At 71.8% G+C, this 18,734-nt stretch carries 16 protein-coding genes; 8 read left to right on the top strand and 8 right to left on the bottom strand.

Annotation, left to right across the window (positions count from 1 at the left end; genetic code table 11):
- The first annotated feature begins 33 nt into the window (after nt 1–33).
- Nucleotides 34–708: a maleylpyruvate isomerase N-terminal domain-containing protein gene (locus tag NLU66_RS02325; RefSeq protein WP_259361345.1), complete on the top strand. Its 675-nt coding sequence runs from the start codon at nt 34–36 to the stop codon at nt 706–708.
- Between the two features lie 6 nt (nt 709–714).
- Here NLU66_RS02325 and NLU66_RS02320 read toward each other — a convergent pair whose 3' ends face one another.
- The 6 genes from NLU66_RS02320 to NLU66_RS02295 all read right to left on the bottom strand — a co-directional run bounded on the left by NLU66_RS02320 (nt 715) and on the right by NLU66_RS02295 (nt 7,150).
- Complete coding sequence (locus NLU66_RS02320) at nt 715–1,788, bottom strand: Gfo/Idh/MocA family protein (protein ID WP_259361344.1); 1,074 nt, start codon at nt 1,786–1,788, stop codon at nt 715–717.
- Nucleotides 1,785–2,513, bottom strand: a complete 729-nt coding sequence (locus tag NLU66_RS02315) for a ThuA domain-containing protein (protein WP_259361343.1) — start codon at nt 2,511–2,513, stop codon at nt 1,785–1,787. Before NLU66_RS02315 ends, NLU66_RS02320 begins: the two co-directional genes overlap by 4 nt.
- Nucleotides 2,510–3,664, bottom strand: coding sequence for a Gfo/Idh/MocA family protein (locus NLU66_RS02310; RefSeq protein WP_416232191.1), 1,155 nt, complete (start codon nt 3,662–3,664; stop codon nt 2,510–2,512). The genes NLU66_RS02315 and NLU66_RS02310 overlap by 4 nt, the downstream gene beginning before the upstream one ends.
- Before the next feature lie 445 nt (nt 3,665–4,109).
- Nucleotides 4,110–4,922, bottom strand: coding sequence for a carbohydrate ABC transporter permease (locus NLU66_RS02305; RefSeq protein ID WP_137769298.1), 813 nt, complete (start codon nt 4,920–4,922; stop codon nt 4,110–4,112).
- Nucleotide 4,923: 1 nt separating this feature from the next.
- Nucleotides 4,924–5,826, bottom strand: coding sequence for a carbohydrate ABC transporter permease (locus NLU66_RS02300; protein WP_416232174.1), 903 nt, complete (start codon nt 5,824–5,826; stop codon nt 4,924–4,926).
- A gap of 1 nt (nt 5,827) precedes the next feature.
- Nucleotides 5,828–7,150: an extracellular solute-binding protein gene (locus NLU66_RS02295; RefSeq protein ID WP_259361341.1), complete on the bottom strand. Its 1,323-nt coding sequence runs from the start codon at nt 7,148–7,150 to the stop codon at nt 5,828–5,830.
- Nucleotides 7,151–7,440: 290 nt separating this feature from the next.
- Here NLU66_RS02295 and NLU66_RS02290 point away from each other — a divergent pair, with 290 nt between their 5' ends.
- Together NLU66_RS02290 and NLU66_RS02285 are read left to right on the top strand one after the other, a co-directional pair.
- Nucleotides 7,441–8,484, top strand: a complete 1,044-nt coding sequence (locus NLU66_RS02290; protein WP_259361340.1) for a LacI family DNA-binding transcriptional regulator — start codon at nt 7,441–7,443, stop codon at nt 8,482–8,484.
- Between the two features lie 152 nt (nt 8,485–8,636).
- Nucleotides 8,637–10,964, top strand: a complete 2,328-nt coding sequence (locus tag NLU66_RS02285; RefSeq protein WP_259361339.1) for a beta-glucosidase family protein — start codon at nt 8,637–8,639, stop codon at nt 10,962–10,964.
- A 3-nt stretch (nt 10,965–10,967) separates the two neighbouring features.
- Here the strand turns inward: NLU66_RS02285 and NLU66_RS02280 are convergent, their stop codons facing one another.
- Nucleotides 10,968–11,642 (bottom strand): hypothetical protein, encoded by a 675-nt coding sequence (locus tag NLU66_RS02280; RefSeq protein ID WP_259361338.1) that lies wholly within the window; start codon nt 11,640–11,642, stop codon nt 10,968–10,970.
- A gap of 379 nt (nt 11,643–12,021) precedes the next feature.
- Between NLU66_RS02280 and NLU66_RS02275 the strand changes: the two genes are divergently transcribed.
- Genes NLU66_RS02275 through NLU66_RS02255 form a run of 5 tightly spaced genes read left to right on the top strand, consistent with a single transcriptional unit; the run spans nt 12,022 to nt 17,908 of the window.
- Nucleotides 12,022–13,695, top strand: a complete 1,674-nt coding sequence (locus NLU66_RS02275; protein ID WP_259361337.1) for an extracellular solute-binding protein — start codon at nt 12,022–12,024, stop codon at nt 13,693–13,695.
- A complete protein-coding gene (locus NLU66_RS02270) occupies nt 13,692–14,636 on the top strand; it encodes an ABC transporter permease (RefSeq protein ID WP_259361336.1) in 945 nt (314 codons plus the stop codon). Before NLU66_RS02275 ends, NLU66_RS02270 begins: the two co-directional genes overlap by 4 nt.
- Nucleotides 14,637–14,644: 8 nt before the next feature.
- Complete coding sequence (locus tag NLU66_RS02265; protein WP_259362524.1) at nt 14,645–15,571, top strand: carbohydrate ABC transporter permease; 927 nt, start codon at nt 14,645–14,647, stop codon at nt 15,569–15,571.
- Nucleotides 15,572–15,630: 59 nt separating this feature from the next.
- Nucleotides 15,631–16,776: an endo-1,4-beta-xylanase gene (locus NLU66_RS02260; protein ID WP_259361335.1), complete on the top strand. Its 1,146-nt coding sequence runs from the start codon at nt 15,631–15,633 to the stop codon at nt 16,774–16,776.
- 58 nt (nt 16,777–16,834) lie between these two features.
- The gene (locus NLU66_RS02255) at nt 16,835–17,908 is read left to right on the top strand and encodes a LacI family DNA-binding transcriptional regulator (protein ID WP_259361334.1); all 1,074 of its coding nucleotides are present in this window, start codon (nt 16,835–16,837) and stop codon (nt 17,906–17,908) included.
- On the opposite strand, the gene NLU66_RS02250 is transcribed toward NLU66_RS02255, so the two are convergent.
- Entirely contained in the window at nt 17,823–18,575 is a 753-nt protein-coding gene (locus tag NLU66_RS02250; protein WP_259361333.1) for a helix-turn-helix domain-containing protein, read from the bottom strand. The two genes, NLU66_RS02255 and NLU66_RS02250, sit on opposite strands and share 86 nt — an antisense overlap.
- Nucleotides 18,576–18,734: the final 159 nt, after the last annotated feature.

Here is an 18,734-nt window from a genome sequence, read left to right as displayed (position 1 = left end):
CACGGCGGATCCGGGGCCCGCTAGCGTGAGGGCATGGAGCTGTTCTCCCCGACCTGGACGGCGCTGCGCGAGGCCGTCGCCACGCTGCCGGACCGCGCCTTCGCCGCCCCCTCGGGCTGCGCCGGCTGGCTCGTGCAGGACCTCGTGTGCCACCTCGTCATCGACGCGCAGGACGTGCTCATCACCCTCGCGACCCCCGCGGAGACCGCGCCCACCGCGGACGCCCTGAGCTACTGGACGCCCTCGCAGGCCCCGCCCGACGGCAGCGACCCTCTCGACGCCCTCACCCATCGGCTCGCCCTCGCCTACGAGGACCCCTCGCTGCTGCGCCACCACCTCGAGGACCTGGGCGCCGCCGCCGATCGCGCCGCGGCACTCGCCCACCCCGAGCTGCCGGTCGCGACGCAGGGCATGAGTCTCACCGTGCGGGACTACCTGGGCGCCTATGTGCTCGAGTGGACCCTGCACCACCTCGACCTCGTGGCCCACCTCGACCCGGAGGACGCCCCCGCAGGGCCGCCCGACGCCGGCCTCGCCGGCGCGCGCGACCTGGTCGAGCGACGGCTGCGGCTGCGCCTGCCCGCGAGCTGGGCCGACGCCGACGCCCTCCGCATCGCGACCGGACGCCGCCCGGCGACCCCGACGGAGCGGGCCGAGCTCGAGGAGCTCGGCCCGCGGGCGCTGATGCTGCCGCTGTCCTTCGGCTGATCCGCGTCAGCGTGCAGGGGCGGGCAGCGGCACCGCCGCCGGGCGCTCCACGGTGCTCGTGATCTCGACGCGGGAGCCCGACGCGGCCGCCTCGAGCACCCCGTTCATCACCTCGAGCACGTGCTGCCCGAGCGCGCCGGAGGCCCGCAGCCCCTCGCCGCGCTCGGCCATGTCCTGCAGGCCGATGCCGCGCGAGGCCTCCGGGTGGCCGGCGCTCACGGGCAGCGTCTCCCAGCCCTCGCCGCCCAGGCGACGCAGCTCGACGTCCCCGTCGAAGCGGTTGGGGTCCGGCACCGCGAGCGTGCCCTCGCTGCCGTGCACCTCGATCGGGTGGATCGTCGTCGCGACCGCGTCGAAGCTCATGACGAGCGTGGACAGCGCCCCCGACTCGTGCACGAGCACCCCGGTGACGTGCGTGTCCGTGGTGACGGGGATCGACTCCCCGGCGCGCGGCCCGGAGCCGATGGTGCGCTCGGAGCGGGTGCGGCTGCTCGCCCCGATCACCGAGGCGACCGGGCCCAGCAGGGTCACGAGGGCATGGATGTAGTACGGGCCCATGTCCAGCAGCGGGCCGCCGCCGGGCGCGTAGTAGAAGTCCGGCGCCGGGTGCCAGCGCTCGTGGCCCGGGGTCAGCATCGTCGCGGTCGCCGCGATGGGGGTGCCGATGAGGCCCTCGTCGATCGCGGCCCGCGCCGTCTGCGTGCCCGTGCCGAGCACCGTGTCCGGGGCGGAGCCCGTGAGCACGCCGGCCGCCGCGGCGGCCTCGAGCACGGCGGCGCCGTCGGCCGTGGCGACAGCGAAGGGCTTCTCCGAGTAGACGTTCTTGCCGGCCGCGATCGCACGCCGGTCGATCTCCGCATGGGCGGCGGGGATCGTGAGGTTCAGGACCGTCTCGACCTCCGCGTCCGCCAGCAGCTCGTCCACGCTCAGGGCGCGCACGCCCTCGTGGGCGGCGGCGACCGTGCGGGCCCGCTCGAGATCGATGTCCGCGACGGCGACGAGCTCGACGTCGGGCAGGGAGGGGAACGTGGCGAGGTACTGCGCGGAGATGTTCCCGCAGCCGATCATGCCGACCTTCATCGGGTGGTCTCCTTCTCGGTGGTGCGGGCGGCCCAGAGCAGGCCCCGTTCGATGATCGTGCGGACGCTGCGGTCCTCGAGCACCTCGACCCGGTGGCCGGGGGTGGAGACGAAGATCCGGCCCTCGCCCCACTGCCGCGTCCAGATCGCGGGGGAGGTCACCTCGCGGTGCCACGGGTCCCACTCGCGCACCTTCTGCGTGGTCGTCGCGAGCACGTCGATGTAGGAGTCCGCGAGCACCCAGTACTGCTCGGTGACGAGGTCGAAGTCGGCGATGCCCTGGGCGATGGGGTGATCGGCGGCCTCGGGGAGCATGTTCACCGTGTAGGGGACGTAGTTGTCCGCCTGCTCGCCCCGGCGCTCGTCCGGGTGCTTGCCCGGGTGGCAGCCGAACTGGCCGCCGATGAGCGTGAGGTAGTCTGACTCGTTGCGGTAGGAGTCGGCGATGCCGCCGTGCCAGCCGGCGAGGCCGGTGCCCGCCTCGACCGCGGCGCGCAGCCCCTCGAACTGGGGGCGCTCGATCGTGGACATGGTCATGCACTGGACGATGAGGTCCACGGTCGCCATGTACGCGGCGTCCGCGTAGACCGCGGGGGACTCCTCGATCCGCACGTGGAAGCCGTGCTCCTCGAGGAAGGGGACGAAGAGGTCCGTCGCCTCGACGGGCTGGTGCCCGTCCCAGCCGCCGCGCACGACGAGGGCCTCGCGGGTGGGGGTGGTGGTCATCGGTCCTGCTCCTGCTCGTCGGGGGTGACGGCGGTCCAGCGGGAGCCGTCGTCATGGCTGGCCTCGACGGCGGCGAGCACGCGCTGGACGTGCAGGGCCTCGTCGAAGGAGGGGGAGGGGTCGGAGCCCTCGCCGATCGCGCGCACGAGGTCCACGACCTCGTGGGTGAAGGTGTGCTCGTAGCCCAGGCCGTGGCCCGTGGGCCACCAGGCCGCGGCGTAGGGGTGCTCGGGCTCCGTGGTGAGCACCCGGGTGAAGCCCTGGCGGCCCGCAGGGGCGGTCGCGTCGTAGATCTCGAGCTCGTTCATGCGCTCGAAGTCGAAGGCGACGGAGCCCGAGGCCCCGTTGATCTCGACGCGCATCGCGTTCTTGCGGCCCTGCGCCATGCGGGTCGCCTCGAAGGAGCCGAGCACGCCGCCGGCGAGGCGCGCGGAGAACAGCGCGGTGTCGTCGACCGTGACCTGCTGGCGCTCGCCGGAGACGTCGCCCTTGCCGCCGAGGCCCTGCATGTCCCCGGCCGCGGGCCGGGTGGGGACGACCGTCGCGAGGGTGCCGGAGACCGCCTCGATCGGGGTGCCGGTGATCCACTGGACGAGGTCGACGACGTGCGCGCCGATGTCGCCGAGCGCGCCGGAGCCGGCCTTCTCCCTGTCCAGGCGCCAGGTCATGGGGGCGTCGGCGTCGGCGAGCCAGTCCTGCAGGTACTGGGCGCGCACCTGCCGGATCTCGCCCACGAAGCCCTCCTCGACGAGCCGGCGGGCGTAGGCGAGGGCCGGGGTGCGGCGGTAGCTGAAGCCGCAGATCGAGCGGATCCCGCGGGCCGCGGCCTCGCGGGCCGCGGCGGCCATCTCCTCCGCCTCGGCGACGGAGTTCGCGAGCGGCTTCTCGCACAGCACGTGCTTGCCGGCGGCGAGCGCCGCGAGGGTGATCTCGCGGTGCGTGTCACCGGGGGTGCAGATGTCGACGACGTCGATCTCCGGGTCCTCGACCACGTCCTGCCAGCGGGTCGTGGTGCCCGCGAAGCCGTAGTGCTCCGCGGCCGCGGCGAGCGTCTCGGGGTTGCGGCCGGCGAGGGTGCGCAGCTCCGGTGTGAGCGGGAGATCGAAGAACCGGTGCGCGGTGCGCCAGGCGTGGGAGTGGGCGGCGCCCATGAAGCCGTGGCCGATGAGGCCGACGCGCAGCGGGCGGGGTGTCTGGGTGGTCACGGCAGGGGTCACGGCTCCTCGGTGAGCGGACGGTGGCGGTGGGGGGAGTGCGGCCGCGCGCGGCGCCGACCACTGGTTAACATCTCGAACTTATCATGGTCGCGCAGGTCAGGGAACAGAAAGACGGGGGGAGCCGTCGCCGCGGCTCCCCCCGTCCCCCGGGTGGGGAGAAGGTCAGAGGATGCCGCCGAGGAGACCGCCGACGAGGCCGAGGATCGAGTCGAGGAGGCCGGTGACGAGGTCCATGATGTGTCCTTTCGCAGGGACGGAGGGGTTCCGTCGCTCGTCACCACCCTCGCCGTCGGCCGGCCGACGGTGACCCGCCGGTCACCGGCCGTGACCCCTTCGTGACCACCCCGACCGTCGGCCGGGCAGCCGTTGACCCCGCCGATCACTTGCCGGATCCGGCGGTCATGCCGCTCACGAGATAGCGCCGGCCCACGATGTACAGCAGCACGATCGGGATCGAGGAGAGCACCACCGCGGCCATGACGACCGGGACGTTCGTGGCGTACTCGCCCTGGAAGCTCCACAGCGCGAGCGGGAGCGTGCGCATGTCCGGGCTCTGCGTGAGGATCAGCGGGAACAGGAAGCCGTTCCACGACATGAGCGCCTGGTAGACGGCGACCGTGACGAGCGCGGGGCGCACGATCGGGAAGGCCAGGCGCCACATCTTCTGCCACTCGGTGCAGCCGTCGATGTCCATCGCCTCGAACAGCTCCCCGGGCACGTCCCGCAGGGCGTTGGAGATGATGAGGATGCTCAGCGGCAGGCCGAACGCGATGCCCGGCAGCATGAGCGCCGCGAGCGAGTCGTACATGTGCATGCGGATGATCAGCAGGTAGATCGGCACGATCGTCGCCTGCACGGGGATCGCGAGGCCCAGCAGGAACAGGCTCCGCACCGGCCGGAACAGCCGGTGCCGGCTGCGCACCGTCGCGTACGAGGCCATGAAGGCCATGAGCACGAGCGGCACCACGGTCCCGAGCGCGACGAGCACGCTGTTGAGCAGGTAGGTCGTGAAGTCCGCCTCGAGCACGGCCGTGAAGTTCTCGAACGCGAGCTGCGGGGAGGGCAGCACCGGGTTCGAGCCGAAGTACGTGCTGATCGACTTCAGGCTCGTGATCGCCACGAAGTAGAGGGGCAGGAGCACGGCGAGCAGCCACAGCCACCCGAAGGTGCCGCCGATCCAGTTGCGCTTCATGTCAGGCTCCTTCCGTCTGGCTCGCGGAGGCGTCCTTGCCGCCGAGCCGCTGCACCCCGAGGGCGAGACCCAGGCCGAGCACCACGAGGATCACGGCGAGGGCGCTCGCGACGCCCATCTCGTTCCCGCGGAAGCCCGTGAGGTACATGTCCAGCGGCAGGATCCGGGTGGAGACGCCGGGACCGCCCTGGGTGAGCACGAAGATGATGTCGAAGTAGGTCAGGGCGCCCACGACCATGAGCGTCGAGCTCGTGATGAGCGTGTACTTCAGCTGCGGCAGCGTGATCGAGAAGAACTGGCGCACGCGGCCGGCGCCGTCGATCTGCGCCGCCTCGTACATGCTCTGCGGGATCTGCCGCACGGCACCCTGGTAGATGAGCGTGTGGAAGGGGATGAACTGCCACGCGATGATCACGAGCAGCACGATCCACACGAGGGTCGAGTCGCCCAGCCAGTTCTGCTTGAGGAAGGGCAGGCCCAGCCCGCTCGCGAGCCCGAAGTTCGGGTCCATGAGGGACTTGAAGGTGATCGCGATCGCGGAGGAGGACAGCAGCAGCGGCAGGAAGTAGAGCACCGCGAGCACGCCGCGGTACCGCTGCTGCCCGGCCAGGAAGGTCCCCAGCAGGATGCTGAGCGGGGTCTGCAGGACCCAGGTCGCGACGATCATGAGCAGCACCAGGAGCAGGCCCCGCCAGGTGGTCTCGCGGGAGAGCGCCTCGGTCCAGCTCGTGAGGCCCGTGAACTCGATCGCGCCGATCCCGTTCCACGAGGTGAAGGACAGGGCGACGACGCCGAGCAGCGGCAGGATCGCGAAGACGAGGAAGAAGAGCAGCGCCGGGGCGGCGAAGAGCAGGTGCGAGAGCTGCAGGCGCTCGCGGTGCGGGGCGGCGGGGGTCGTCGTCACCTCAGCCCTCCAGGGTCGCGTTCATCGCCTCGGCGAACTGCTCCGGCGTGGCCTTGCCGAGGAACAGCTGCTCGGTGTTGACCAGCAGCTGCTCCGCCGCGGTGGGCTGCAGCGCCTGGTCCCAGGACTGCGTGAAGGAGGGGGCGTCCTGCAGCGAGGTGTAGACCCACTGCAGGTACTCGGCGTCGTCGCTCGCGGCGAGGGCGTCCTCCTGCCCGGTGATGACGGGGGCGGAGCCGGAGGCCACGAAGTCCGCGGCGACGTCGTCCGTCATCATCCCCTCGAGGAAGTAGGCCTTCGCGACGGTCTTCTCCTCCTCGGAGGCGACCGCGGAGAGCGAGACGTAGTTGCACGGGTTGCCCACGAGGTTCGCGAGCTCGCCCTTGCCGCCGTCGATCGTGGGGAAGGGGCCGTAGCCGAGACGGCCGTCCTGGACGAAGCTGCCGCCGCCGGACTTCATGCCGCCGAAGGTCCAGCCGCCGTGGAGCATGAGCGCGGCCTTGTCCGACCACAGCAGCGCCTGGTCGGTGTTGGAGTCCGCGGCCATGGACTCGAAGCCCTCGGCGAAGGCCTTGACCTCGAGCAGCTCGGTGACCTTGTTCCCCATCTCGATGACGGCCGGGTCGAGCCAGGCGTCCTTCTCGCCGGCGGCGATGCGCGCGAAGACCTCGGGGCCGCCGATGCGGTCCAGGAGGTACTCGAGCCACATCATCGACGTCCAGCGGGACTGGCCGGCGAGCGAGATCGGGGCGATCCCCTTCGCGTTCGCCTTGTCGATCACGTCGAGCAGGGCGTCCCAGGTCTCCGGGGCCTCCGCGCCGATCGTCTCGAGCACCGTCTTGTTGTGGAACATGATGATCGGCTGCGTCGCGCCGATGGGGAGGGCGTAGACCTTCTCGTCGACGGTCGCGGCGCCCCACACGGAGTCGATGAAGCGCTTCTGGAAGTCGGCGTTCTCGCCGAGCCAGGGGGTGAGGTCGTCGACCTGCTCCTCCTGGGCGTAGGTGCGCAGGCCGCCGCCGCCCCAGCCGTAGATGATCGTGGGCGCCTCGCCCGCGCCGATGGCGGTGCGGATCTTCTGCTTGTAGGCGTCGTTCTGGAAGAACGTGACTTCGAGGCTGCCCTTGCCGAGCTCGTTGAAGGCGTCGATCGAGTCCTGGTAGATCGTCTCGTTCGGCTGGCCGGAGAGCTGCCAGATCGAGGCGGAGTCGCCGCCGCCCGCGGAGCCGCCGGGGCCGGAGGTGCCGCAGGCCGCGAGGGTCAGGGCGGCGGCGCCGGCGGTGCCGCCGAGGAGGGATCGCCGGGTGAAGGAAAAGTTTCTCATGACCTGCTCCTGGATGTCATCGTTGACGGGTGGTCGAGCGTGAGGGTGCACGCGGGGAACAGCGGTAAGTAAGGGAAAATTACCAACGATCCGCAGCGCCGTCAACCGCGCGGTCGGTGTATCGATACGGGCGTGGCCTGGGGTGATGGCCGGTCGACGTGGATCTCCCCGAGAGCGACAGGCGGGCGAGCGCTTTCCCGCGGTAGTCGGCTGCGGGGCTTGGCGGGCGTGATGGGGGAGAGAGAAACTTTCTCTCGTATGCTTCGGCGAGGACCACGGACGGAGGGGCGATGGGACAGCGCACGGCAGGGACGGAGCCGGCACCGCGGAGGCGCGTGCGGCTCGAGGAGGTCGCGCGGCGCGCGGGGGTGTCCCTCGCGACCGCCTCGAAGGTCATGAACGGGCGCGCCGCGGTGAGCGCCGCGACGCGCGAGGCCGTCGCCGAGGCCGCGCAGGAGCTCGGCTACACGCCGCGCCGCCGCGCCGCGGCGGAGGTGCCGCGATCGGTGGCCGTGCACCTGCAGTCCGTGGACAGCCCCTACGTGATGGGTGTGCTCGCCGGCATCACCCACGCCACGCGGCGGGCCGACGTCGAGCTGCTGCTCAGCAGCTCCGAGGGGGAGGGGCTCGACCGGGCCTGGATGACCGAGGTCGCCGCGCGCGGCGCCGCCGGCCTCATCGCCCTCGTCACCCCGATCGCGCCGCAGCACGCGCGCTGGAGCCGGAGCCTCTCGCTCCCGCTCGTCGCCGTCGACCCGATCGTCGAGGGGGAGCTCGCGCCGGGCGTCGTCTCCGTGACCTCGACGAACTGGGAGGGCGGCGCCTCCGCGGTGCGCCACCTGCTCGAGCTCGGGCACCGCCGGATCGGCATGCTCGCCGGGCCCCGCGACTCGGTCCCCGCCCAGCAGCGGCTCGAGGGCTACGTGAGCGCGCTCGCGAAGGCGGGGCTGCCGGTCTCCGAGGAGCTCATCGTCCACGGCGCCTTCCGGGAGGAGGCGGGGACGCGCGGCACGGCGACGCTGCTGGATCTCGCGGAGCCGCCCACGGCGGTCTTCGGCGCCTCGGACGCGCTCGCCGTCGGCGCGCTGCGCGAGGCCCGCGCGCGCGGGATCGGTGTGCCCGAGGGGCTGAGCGTCGTCGGCTTCGACGACACGATGATCACCGGATGGACGAGCCCGCAGCTCACCGCCGTGCGCCAGCCGCTGTTCGCCATGGGGCAGGTCGCCGTCGAGCGGCTGCTCGCCCTCGCCGCGGATCCGGGCGTGTTCTCGCACCCCTTCAAGCTCGAGACGCAGCTCGTCGCGCGGGAGTCGACGGGTCCGGCGCCGCGGTAGACCGAAAGATTTCGGGGTGGCGTTGTATCGTGACATCGCGCTGGCGCAGGTCGCGGGATGTTGACGGCGGGAAGCGGCGGTCCTAGGGTGAATCGCATCGAAAGTAGTAAGAAAGCTTTCTGCTGGTTCAGATCCGTGCGAAGGAGCACCCCGTGACCGCTGCCCCCTGGAGGGACCCCTCGCTGAGCACCGACGAGCGCGCCGAGGCGCTGCTCGCGGACCTCACCCCGGAGGAGAAGATCGCCCAGCTCGGCAGCTACTGGAAGCGCCCCGAGATCGGCGACGCCGAGGGCTTCGCGCCGATGCAGTCCACCTTCGACGAGGGCCGCGACCCCTTCGAGGCCGCCGCGCAGCACGGGCTCGGCCACCTCACCCGCGCCCTCGGCAGCGCCCCGCTCGACGCGCAGGCCGGGGTCGAGCAGCTCCGCGCGCTCCAGGCCGTCGTCATCGCCGGATCCCGCCAGGGCATCCCCGCGATCGCCCACGAGGAGTGCCTCACCGGGCTCATGGCCCACGGCGCGACCACCTACCCCGCCGCGATCGCCTGGGGCGCGAGCTTCGACCCCGAGCTGATCGGCGAGATGGCCGCGCGCATCGGTGCCGACATGCGCGCCCTCGGCACCCACATGGGCCTCTCCCCGGTGCTCGACGTCGTCCGCGACTACCGCTGGGGCCGCATCGAGGAGACCCTCGGCGAGGACCCCTACCTCGCCGGCATGCTCGCGACCGCCTACGTGCGCGGTCTCCAGGGCGAGGGCGTCGTCGCGACCCTCAAGCACTTCGCCGGCCACGCCGCCTCCCGCGCCGGCCGCAACCACGCCCCCGTCTCCATCGGCCGCCGCGAGCTGCACGAGATCGACCTCGTCCCCTTCGAGATGGCCGTGCGCCTCGGCGGCGCGGGCGCCGTCATGAACTCCTACGCGGACCTCGACGGCGTCGCCCCCGCCGCGAGCCGCTGGCTGCTCACCGACCTGCTCCGCGGCACCTGGGGCTTCGAAGGGACCGTCGTCTCCGACTACTGGGCCGTGAACTTCCTGCAGTCCATGCACCGCGTCGCCGGGACCACCCGCGACGCCGCCGTCGCGACGCTCCGCGCCGGCATGGACGTCGAGCTGCCGGAGACCAGCACCTTCCCCGAGCTGCTCGACGCGATCGCCGCGGGCGAGCTCGAGCAGGAGGTGCTCGACACCGCCGTGCGGCGGGTGCTGCGCCAGAAGATCGCGCTCGGCCTCCTGGACCCGGACCACGACCCGACCACCGCCGGCGAGGCGATCGACCTCGACCCGCCGCAGAGCCGGGCCCTCGCCCGCCGCATGGCCGAGGAGTCCGTCGTGCTGCTGCGCAACGAGGGCGCCCTCCCGCTCGCCCCCGGTGCCCGGATCGCCCTCCTCGGCCCCACCGGCCTCGAGGCGCGCAGCTTCCTCGGCTGCTACAGCTTCACCAACCACGTCCTCTCCCGGCTCGAGGACCACGGCACCTCCGTGCCCGTGCCCACGCTCGCCGAGGCCCTCGCCGCCGAGCTCCCCGGCGCCCAGGTCACCGCCCTGCCCGGCGTCGCGATCAACGACGAGGACACGAGCGGCATCCCGGCCGCCGTCGCCGCGGCGGAGACGGCCGACGTCGCCGTGCTCGCCGTCGGCGACCTCGCCGGCCTCTTCGGCGCCGGCACCTCCGGCGAGGGCTGCGACGTCGCGGACCTCCGCCTGCCCGGTTCGCAGCACGCGCTCGTCGAGGCGGTCCTCGCGACCGGCACCCCCGTGGCCCTCGTGCTCGTCACCGGACGCCCCTACGCGCTCGGCGAGTACGCCGACCGCTGTGCCGCGATCGTGCAGGCCTTCATGCCCGGCGAGGAGGGCGGCGGCGCGATCGCCGGTGTGCTCTCCGGGCGCGTGAACCCCTCCGGCCGGCTCCCCCTCGGGATCCCCCGCGGCATGGGCGGCCAGCCCGGGACCTACCTCGCCCCCGTGCTCGCCTGGGTCAGCGAGGGGATCTCCAACATCGACCCGCAGCCGCTGTACCCCTTCGGCTTCGGCCTCGGCTACACCCGCTTCGCCTACTCTGACCTCACGCTCTCCGCCGAGGAGATCGCGGCCGACGGCGCCGTCGAGATCTCCGCGACGGTCACCAACTCGGGGGACCGCGAGGGCCGCGAGGTCGTCCAGCTCTACCTCTCCGACCCCGTCGCGAGCGTGGTGCGCCCGCTCAAGCGGCTCGTGGGCTTCACGAAGCTCACCCTCGCCGCCGGCGAGAGCGCCCGCGTGACCTTCACGCTCCACGCGGACCGCACGTCCTTCCTCGACGAGGGCTACCGGCGGATCGTCGAGCCCGGGGAGCTGCGCGTGCGCGTGGGTGCCTCGAGCGAGGACGCGACCCTCGAGGGCTCCTTCCGCATCGTCGGCCCCGTGCGCGAGGTGGGCGACGGTCCCCGCGAGCTCGTCACGCCCGTGGCTGTGGAGCGGGTCGTGCCGGCGGGGGCCTGAGGCTCAGGCGACGAAGCGCTCCTCGACGAGCGCCACGACGGGCGCCTCGGAGCGGGAGAGCGCGAGCAGCAGCAGGCTCCCGCACAGGAGCGGCACGAAGGCGCCCACGAGCACCGCCGAGCCGACCGTGAGGATTCCGAGCGAGAGCAGCGCGAGGGTCGCGAGCGGCCGCGCGAGCAGGGTGTGCACCGCGAGGCGCAGCACGTCGACCGTGCGGAAGCGGAACCGCGCGAGGATCGTCAGGCCGCGCGCGAGCAGCAGGGCGAGGACGCCCGCCGCCGCGAGGAGCACCCCGCGCTGCAGGGACGTCGCGGTCGTGGCGACGGTCGTGAGCGCCGCGAGCAGGACCAGGGCGGGGAGGCCGAGGCGGAGGCTGTCCGCCGTGCTCAGGCGGAGGCCGCGCAGGAGGTCGGCGGCGGGGGTGAGGTCCCCGCCGGTGCCGCGCCGGCTCCAGGCGTGGAGGGCGGCGGCGTGCGCGGGCAGCAGCGGCAGCGCGGCGAGGACGAGCAGGGCCGTGCCGAGCGGGCCGGCGGGCAGCAGTGACGAGGCGAGGAGCGCGGGCACGGCGGCGAGGACCAGGAGCGCCTCGATGACGAGCGCCCGGTAGACGCCCTCCGTGATCACGGTGACGGCGGCGAGCGGCCGCCGCGGGCTGGGGGATGCGTCCGGATGCGTCATCGCTGCTCCTGGGTCGGGCCTGCTGGCGGCGACAGTCTGGCACCTGCTGACGAAAAGTTTCGACCTTGGCCCTCGCAATGTTGCGGGATCGTGACATTGCCGGAGGGGTGACTCAGGGGCTCCGCGGCACGTCGGGTCGCTATCGGCGCTGGTCGCGAGCCTGCCCGGCGCATCGACGATCAATGCAGGTCGAGAGGGGTGGGGTCTTGACCGCGCGGTGAGGGCGCATTAGCGTGACGGCAGCGCGAAACTTCTCGAAAGCATGTAGGGCATGACGGGCCACAGCGACGCGGTCCGTCCGGCATCGGGGCACTTCGCGGCAGTGGACCACCATCGGCCGTCACATCCCGTGCGGCTCCGCTCTCGACGAGGAGACACCATGGCAACGGCACATCCCTTCCCCCTCGGTCCCACCCGGCGAGGCTTCGTCGGCCTCACGGCGGCCGGCCTCGGCGCGCTGACCCTCGCCTCCTGCGGCAGCGGCTCCGAGGAGAAGGCCGACGCGAGCACGCAGGACGTGGGCGCCATGGACGACTACGCCGCGGACATGCAGTTCACGGCCACCGAGCCGATCCAGATCAGCATGCTCTGGACCGACTGGCCCGACGTCCCCGTCGAGAAGACCTGGCGGATCTTCGAGCACATCAAGGAGCTCACGAACGTCGAGCTGACCCTCACCCACATCCCCTTCAGCGACGCGATCGAGAAGCGCAGCCTGCTGATCAGCGCGGGCGACGCCCCGACCCTCATCCCGCTCGTCTACACCGGCGAGGAGGCCGCCTTCGTCTCCTCCGGCGCCGTGGTGCCGATGAGCGACTACGTGGACAAGATGCCGAACTTCCAGAAGTACGTGAAGGAGTGGGACCTCGCGGAGATGGTCGAGAAGCTCCGCCAGGCGGACGGCAAGTACTACATGACCCCCGGTCTCCAGGAGGTCTCGGTCCCCGTGTTCAGCCTCGTGCTGCGCAAGGACGTCTTCGAGGAGGTCGCCGGCTCGGTGCCGGAGACCTGGGACGAGGTGCGCGAGGCGCTCGTGCTCATCAAGGAGAAGCACCCCGACTCCGTCCCCCTCGCGGACGGCTTCGAGGGGCAGTCGATGCTCAACTACGCCGCCCACGCCTTCGGCACGAAGGCCGGCTGGGGCTTCGGCGACGGCGCGATCGAGGGTGACGGCGACGACCTCGTCTACGCCGCGACCACCGAGCAGTACCGCCAGCTCGTCGACTTCTTCCGCGGCCTCGTCGCCGACGGCCTGCTCGACAAGGAGTCCTTCACCGCCTCGAACGACGGCAGCGGCGCGGCGAGCGTGAGCGAGAAGTTCGCCGCCGAGACCTGCTTCGCCGCCTCCGGCTCCTCCGGCACCGCGATCGAGTTCGCCCAGGCGCTCGAGGAGACCGTCGGCAAGGGCAACTTCGAGATCACCCTCGTCCCGCCGCCCGGCGGCCCGGCCGGCGACCACGTCGAGCCCCGCAACTTCTGGCACGGCTTCATGCTCAGCTCCGCCGTCACCGAGTCGGAGAACTTCCTCGCGACGCTGCAGTTCGTGGACTGGCTCTACTACAGCCCCCAGGCGCGCGAGATGCTGCGCTGGGGCGAGGAGGGCACCACCTACTCCAAGGCCGGCGACGGCACGATCACGCTCGAGGACGGCTACTCGCTGAACGACTTCGGCATCAACAAGGACGCCGGCGAGGACATCAAGATCGACCTCGGCTACTCGACCTTCCCCGCGGAGTCCACCGAGTCCCGGGCCCTCAAGGAGTCCTACAGCACCCCCGAGTTCGTCCAGTACATCGACGACGTGCTCACCACGCGCACCCCGCGCGATCCGTTCCCGCCCGCCCCGCTCGACGAGGCCGAGCTCGAGCAGGCCTCCCTGCTCGCCACCCCGATCAAGGACGCCGTGGACACCGCGACGCTCCGCTTCATCATGGGGGAGCGGCCGATGGACGAGTGGGACGCCTACGTCGCCGAGCTCGAGGCCGCGGGGCTCCCGCAGTACATGGAGCTGCTCAACGGCGCGCGGGCCCGATTCGTCGAGGCGAACGGATGACCGTCGCCGAGCCGCGCACCGCGGCGCCCCGACGGCGCAGCGGCGCGTGGAGGCGGGCGCTGCGGCGCGACTGGCCGCTCTACACGATGGCGGCGCTCCCGCTGCTGTTCCTGCTGATCTTCCGCTACCTGCCCATGGCCGGGAACGTCATCGCCTTCCGGCGCTTCCGCCCCGGCGGCAGCATCTTCGGCGACGAGTGGGTCGGCATGCGCTACGTCGGCATGTTCATCCAGGACCCCGCCTTCTGGAAGGTCTTCGCGAACACCGCGATCATCGGCGGGACCACCCTCGTGGTCTGCTTCCCGCTGCCCATCATCCTGGCGCTCATGCTCAACGAGGTGCGGCGTCGGCACTTCAAGAAGATCGTGCAGTCGATCAGCTATCTGCCGCACTTCCTCTCCGTCGTCATCGTGGTCGGCATGGTCTACCAGCTGCTCTCGCTGCAGGGCACCGCGAACCAGATCGTCGAGGCCCTCGGCGGGGACCCCATCACCTTCCTGCAGCGCCCCGAGTGGTTCCGCGTGATCTACGTGGTCTCCGAGGCGTGGCAGACGGTGGGCTGGGGGACGATCCTCTACCTCGCGGCCCTCACCGCCGTCGACGACGCCCTCTACGAGGCCGCACGGATCGACGGCGCGAACCGCTGGCAGCAGACCTGGCACGTGACCCTCCCGGGCATCCGGCCGACGATGGTGACGCTGCTGATCCTCAACATCGGCTCCTTCCTCAACGTCGGCTTCGAGAAGGTCCTGCTGCTCTACAACCCCATGACCTACTCGACCGCGGACGTCATCTCCACCTACCTGTACCGGGTGGGCCTGGTGTCCAACAACCTCAGCTATGCGGCGGCCATCGGCCTGTTCCAGGCGATCATCGGCTTCGTCATGGTCATGGCCGCGAACTTCATCTCGAGACGATTGGTGGGGACGAGCCTGTGGTGATCGAGGCGATGGCGCCCGAGGCGGCGCCCACGACGAGCCCGCGCAGCACGACGACCCGGATCCGGGACTCCCGGTCCTACCGGATCTTCAGCACGGTCAACATGATCGCGCTGCTCCTGCTGTGCGCGGTGATGCTCTATCCGTTCGTCATGCTGCTGGCGCAGTCCTTCAGCTCGGCGGGCGCGATCAGCGCGGGCAAGGTGAACCTCCTGCCCGTGGACCCGAACCTGGACACGTACCGCGCGGTCGCGAACAACGACACCTTCTGGCGCAGCTACGGCAACACCGTGCTGTACACGGTGATCGGCACCTCGATCGCGATGGTGCTGACCACGACCTACGCGTACGTGCTCTCCAAGAAGCACCTGCGGGGGCGCGGCCTGCTCATCGGCATCGCGGTGTTCACGATGTTCTTCAACGGCGGCATCGTGCCGAACTACGTGCTCATCTCCTCGCTCGGCATGAAGAACACGATGTGGGCGGTGATCCTGCCGCCGGCGCTCTCGGTGTTCAACCTGCTCGTCATGAAGGCGTTCTTCGAGAACCTGCCCACCGAGCTCGAGGAGGCCGCGCACATCGACGGCCTCGGCTGGTTCGGGATCTTCTTCCGGATCGTGCTGCCGCTGTCGAAGGCGGTCATCGCGACGATGGTGCTCTTCTACTCGGTGCAGTACTGGAACGACTGGTTCGGGGCGTTCCTGTACCTCGACCGGACGGACCTGTTCCCCGTGACGCTCTACCTGAGGAACCTCATCGCGGGCGCCTCCACGGCGGCCTCCGAGGGCGCCGCCGCCTCGGGCTCCGCGGTCGCGGACATCAGCGCGAACATCCAGTCCGTGACGATGATCCTCATCCTCGTGCCGATCCTCTGCGTGTACCCCTTCGTGCAGCGGTACTTCGTCTCGGGCGTCATGCTCGGCTCGGTCAAGGGCTGAGCGACCCCACCACGCAGCACCCCCTCTGCAGCACCCTCATCACCGTCGAAGGAGACACCATGAGACGCCGTCAGATCCTCACCGCCGGAGCCGTCGCCACGACGCTCGCCGCCGCGACCCCCGCCGCGGCGCACGCGGAGCGGAAGCCCACGCCCCCGGGCCTCGCCAAGAAGGACACCCTCGCCTTCGCCGCCGGGGACGTCCTCGAGATCGGCTGCGCCGTCGCCGGCGGAGGCCACCACCTCTCGCAGCCCTACCCCGACCCCTTCACGCACGACGAGCCCTACCGGCAGGTGCTCGCCGCCGAGTTCACCTCGCTCTCGGCGGAGAACCAGATGAAGTGGGACCATCTCCGCCCGGCGGAGGACGTCTACGATTTCACCGACGCGGACGCCATCGCGGACTTCGCCGCCGCGAACGGCCAGGTCATGCGTGGGCACACGCTGCTCTGGCACAACCAGAACCCGGCCTGGCTCGAGCAGGGCGACCACACGCCCGATCAGCTGCGGGAGATCCTCCGGGACCACATCGAGACCGTCGTCGGCCGCTACGCCGGTCGCATGCAGCAGTGGGACGTCGCCAACGAGATCTTCGACGACTCCGCCGCCCTGCGCACCGAGGCCAACATCTGGATCCGCGAGCTGGGGCCGGGGATCATCGCCGACGCCTTCCGCTGGGCCCACGAGGCCGACCCCGAGGCGCAGCTGTTCCTCAACGACTACAACGTCGAGGGGATCAACCCCAAGTCCGACGCGTACCACGCGCTCGTCCAGGAGCTCCTCGCCGACGGCGTCCCCGTGCACGGGTTCTCCACGCAGGGTCACCTCTCGACCCGCTACGGCTTCCCCGACGACCTCGCCGCGAACCTCCGCCGCTTCGCGGACCTCGGCCTGCGGACGGCGATCACCGAGCTCGACGTGCGCATCGACCTGCCCGAGGGCGGCGAGCCGACGGCGGAGCAGCTGGCGACCCAGGCCGAGCACTACCGCCGCGCGACCGAGGCGGCGCTGTCCGTCGAGGGCTGCGGCTCGCTCACCCTGTGGGGCGTCGTGGACAGGTACTCGTGGGTCCCCGTGACCTTCCCGGGGCAGGGGGCCGCGACCGTCCTGCGGGACGACCTCACGCGCAAGCCCGCCTACGACGCCGTCCAGGACGCGCTCGCCGAGGCGAGCGGCCGCTCCGGGCACCCCGCGCTGAGGGACTAGGGCGCCCCGCTTCTCCTAGTAGCCTGAGCCGTCGGTGAGCCACGAGAGGGGAGTGCTGATGGCGCACAGCGCAGCGCGTCAGGACAAGGTGACGCTCAAGGACGTCGCGGAGCGGGCAGGGGTCTCCCTCGCCACCGCCTCCAAGGTGATGAACGGCCGCTCCGACGTGCGCGACTCGACCCGTCAGGAGGTCGCCGCGACCGCCGAGGCCCTCGGCTACCGCCCCCGCCGCCGCGAGGTCGAGCGCCGCCGCGCCGTGATGATCCACTTCGACACGCTCACGAGCCCCTACGCGCTGCAGGTGCTCGAGGGGGCGGAGCAGGCCGCCCGCCGGGCCGAGGTCGACATCATGGTCTCGAGCTCCGACGGCGGCGACGGCGCCGTCCCCGCCGGCCCCACCCGGGCCATGATGGCCGACCTCGCCTCCCGCGGCGTCGAGGGGCTCATCGCCGTGACCTCGCCGATCGGGCCGAAGCACGCCCGCTGGAGCAAGGACCTCTCCCTTCCGCTGATCGCGATCGACCCCGTGACCATCGAGCCGGACACCCGCGGCGTCGTCGCGATCTCGGCGACGAACTGGGAGGGCGGCAGCAGCGCCGTCCAGCACCTCCTCGAGCTCGGCCACCGCCGCATCGGGATCGTCGGCGGGCCGGAGGACTCCGTCCCCGCGCGCCAGCGGGTCCAGGGGTACCTCAGCGCCCTCGCCCAGGCAGGGATCGCCGTGGACCAGGAGCTCATCGAGCACGGCGACTTCGGCTACCGAGCCGGGCAGGACGGCGCCGACAGGCTGCTCGCGCTCGCCGATCCGCCCACCGCGATCTTCGCCGTCGCGGACACCCTCGGCGTCGGCGTCATGCGGGCCGCACGCCAGCGCGGGCTCTCCGTCCCCGAGGACCTCAGCGTCGTCGGCTTCGACGACACGATGATCGCGCAGTGGACGCATCCCCAGCTCACCGCCGTGCGCCAGCCCCTGTTCCAGATGGGGCAGGTCGCGGTGGAGCGTCTGCTCGCGCTCTCCGCGGATCCCGGGCTGTTCGCCCATCCGTTCAAGCTCGAGACCCAGCTGGTCCAGCGGGAGTCGACGGCGCCGGCTCCGTCGCGTGATCGGACTCCTGGGCCATCGCCCGCATGAGGTGAGCCCGGCTGCCGAATCCCGCGCGGCGGGCGGCGGCCGCGGGGGAGGAGCCGCCGCGCAGGCTCTGCGAGGCGAGGCTGAGCAGCCGTCGGCGGCGCCAGCGGCTGAAGGTCATGCCCGTCTGCTGGCGGAAGAGCCGCTGGACGTGGCGGCTGCTGATCCCGTGGCGCTCGCACAGCACCCCGAGGGGCAGCTCGGGCACCGCGCAGGCGTCGAGGCCGATCCGTCGGGCCGCGGGGTGGGTCGGCAGGGGAGCGGGGAAGTCCTCCTGCGCGATCGAGCGGAGGATCGTCTCGAGGGCGTCGGTGAAGAGGTCGCACTGCTCGGGGGTGGAGGGGCCCGCGGCGAGCCGGGCGAGCATGAGGTCGGTGATGGCGGGGACGACGCCGAGCGCCGCGACCGGGCGGTCGGGGGAGACCTCCGGCCCCATGAGGGGGCCCAGGGCGATCGAGTGGTCGGCGAGCTCGAGCGCGTGGGGGACGCCTGCACGGAGCCAGACGGAGCTGCGCGGCTCGAGCACGAGTCGCTGCCCGGGGGCGGTGAGCACGCCGTGCCCCATGACCATGTGCACGAGGTGCGGCACGTCGTGCACATGCTCGTCGTGCCCGAGGAAGCGCATCGCGTTGTGGGGCACGGCATGGGCGAGGGCGGCGTCGAAGCCCATCGGCTCTCCTCTCCGGGGTCCCGTCCCGGGGCATGTCGCATCCGGGTGCGCCCAATGTCGCATTCCGGGACCCCTGCGGGGAAGGGTCCCCTAAGTTAGGTGACACTTACCTCGCTGGGAACGGGCCCGGGGGCGCCGGCACGGTCCGGGACGCCCGAC

This window comes from Brachybacterium sp. NBEC-018 (assembly GCF_024860185.1).
GTDB classification, from domain to species: Bacteria; Actinomycetota; Actinomycetes; order Actinomycetales; family Dermabacteraceae; genus Brachybacterium; species Brachybacterium rhamnosum.
The sequence above is the reverse complement of the archived record's forward strand: the minus strand, read 5'-3'. Positions and strand labels throughout refer to the sequence as shown.